The sequence below is a fragment of the Streptomyces sp. NPDC002784 genome (genome assembly GCF_053592135.1).
Map to the genome: position 1 here is coordinate 1 of NZ_JBSFVD010000133.1, position 2,254 is coordinate 2,254.

1 protein-coding gene is annotated in these 2,254 nt (G+C 74.8%); it reads left to right on the top strand.

The window, feature by feature from the left end; translation table 11 throughout:
* The coding region (locus ACWD1Z_RS37160; protein ID WP_451125299.1) for an AMP-binding protein at window positions 1-2,254 on the top strand (2,254 nt) is incomplete at both ends.

The window sequence follows — 2,254 nt, forward strand, 5'->3', positions numbered from 1 at the left end:
CGACGAGGGCACCGACGCCGCCGCGCGGGCGCTCACCGCCCTGACGGCCGTGCCCGTCACCGGGCCGCACGACGGGCAGGAAGCGGAGGGGCCCCGCGAGACAGCCGACGCCGACGCGACGGCGTACGTCATCTTCACCTCCGGCTCCACCGGCCGCCCCAAGGCGGTGCCCATCACCTTCCGCGCCATGGAGAACTACCTCCACTGGGCCACGACCACCTTCGCCTACGGCCCCGGCGACCGGCTCGCCAACACCTCCTCGCCCTGTTTCGACGCCTCCGTGCGCCAATTGCTCGCGCCGCTGCTCACCGGTGCCACCGTGGTGACCGCCGACCGCGACCTCGTACGGGACCCGGAACTGCTGCTGCACCACGTGGCGCGGGCCCGGATCACCGTGTGGAGTTCGGTGCCGTCGCTGTGGGAACGGCTGCTGACCGCCGCGGAGGGACTGGTCCGGCGCGGCCGACCGCTGCCGGATCTGTCCGCGCTGCGCCTGGTCCACGTCGGCGGTGAGGTGCTGTGGGCGGACTGGGTGCGTCGCTGGTACGACCTGTTCGGCCCCGGGCAGACGATCGTCAACCTCTACGGGCCCACCGAGACCACCATCAACGCCACCTACCACATCGTCACCGAGCGCCCGGGCGAGGAGGTCAGGGCCCTGCCCATCGGCCGTGCCCTGTCCGGGACCGAAGTGCTCGTCATCGGCCCCGACGGTGAGCCGCGCGGTCCGGGCGGCACCGGCGAACTCCTGATCGGTGGCATCGGACTGTCCGCCGGTTACCTCGGCGACCCCGCCCTGACCCAAGCGGCGTTCACCGAACGGGACGGGCGTCGCTGGTACCGCAGCGGCGACCGGGTGGAGGTGCTGCCCGACGGTGCGCTGCGGTTCGTCGGCCGCCTCGACGACCAGGTGAAGATACGGGGCCACCGGGTCGAGCCGGGCGAGGTGGAGGCCGTGCTGCGGGCCCGTGCGGACGTGGCGCAGGCGGTCGTACTGGCCGGTGAGGGGCGGCTGTCCGCGTTCGTCGTGCTCCGGGACGCGGAGGGCGGGGCGGACGCGGAGGGTGATGCGGACGTGGACGCGGAGGGTGATGCGGACGTGGACGCGGTGACGCTGCGGCGCCAGCTGGCGCAGACGCTGCCGCCGTACATGGTTCCGGCCCGCATCACCCTCCTGGACGCCCTGCCGTTGACCGGAACCGGCAAGGTCGATCGGCGGGCGCTGCTGCCCGCCCGCGGCGAGGCGCCGCCGACGGAGGCGCCCCGGTCCCGCACCGGTGACACCGAGGAACGGCTGGCACGCATCTGGTGCGAGCTGCTCGGTGTCGACCGGGTCGGACCGGACGACGACTTCTTCGAGCTGGGCGGCGATTCGCTGCTGGCGCTGCAGGTGTTCGACCGGCTCGCCCGGCACGGCGGCGGTCCGCTGCCCAGGCCCACCTCCGTGTACCGCAACCGCACCCTGTCCGCTCTGGCCGCGGCCGTGGACAAGGCGGCGGCCGAGGCGGAACCGGCTGACGCCGACGGCGGTCCCGGAGAGCCATCCCTCCCGGCAGACCTCGCCGTACCGGCAGCCTTCCCCGTCACCCCCAGTCAGCGGGGTTTCCTGCTCGCCGAGGCGCTCGCGCCCGGCGCCGGAGGGTCCTGGCTGGCCCGGGTGCGGCTGACCGGCCCGCTCGACCGGGAAGTGTTCCAGCGGGCCGTGGACACCCTGGTGGCCCGGCATCCGATGCTGCGCACGGTCTTCCCGGCCGGGGTACGGCCGCCGGTTCAGCAGCAACTGCCCGCATCGCTGCGGCTGCCGGTCGACTTCGCGACCGTGTCCGGGACGGCAGAGCTGGAGGAACGGGTGGCGGGCGAGCGGCGCCGCCGCTTCGAGCCGTGGGCCTGGCCGTTGCTGCGGCTGCGGGTCCTCACGCTGACGCCGCACGACCACGTACTCGTCGTGCACGCCCACCACTTGATCGGCGACGGCTACAGCGCGGCTCGGCTGCTCGGGGAGTTGACCGTGGTGTACGACGCCCTCAGCCGCGGTGCGGCACCCGCGCTGCCCGAACTGCGCGGCGGCTTCCGCGCGTTCGCGCAGCGTCTCGCCGAGCGGGCCGGGGGTGCGCAGGCGGACGAGGAGGGGGCGCGGCAACGGCGGGCGGCGCTGTCCGCGCCGTACGCGAAGCCGGTCCTGCGCGCCGCCCCGGCTTCCATGCCTCCGTCACCGCGGACGGCGGCGCGCCCGCGCCCTCGGCCGGTGCCGCCC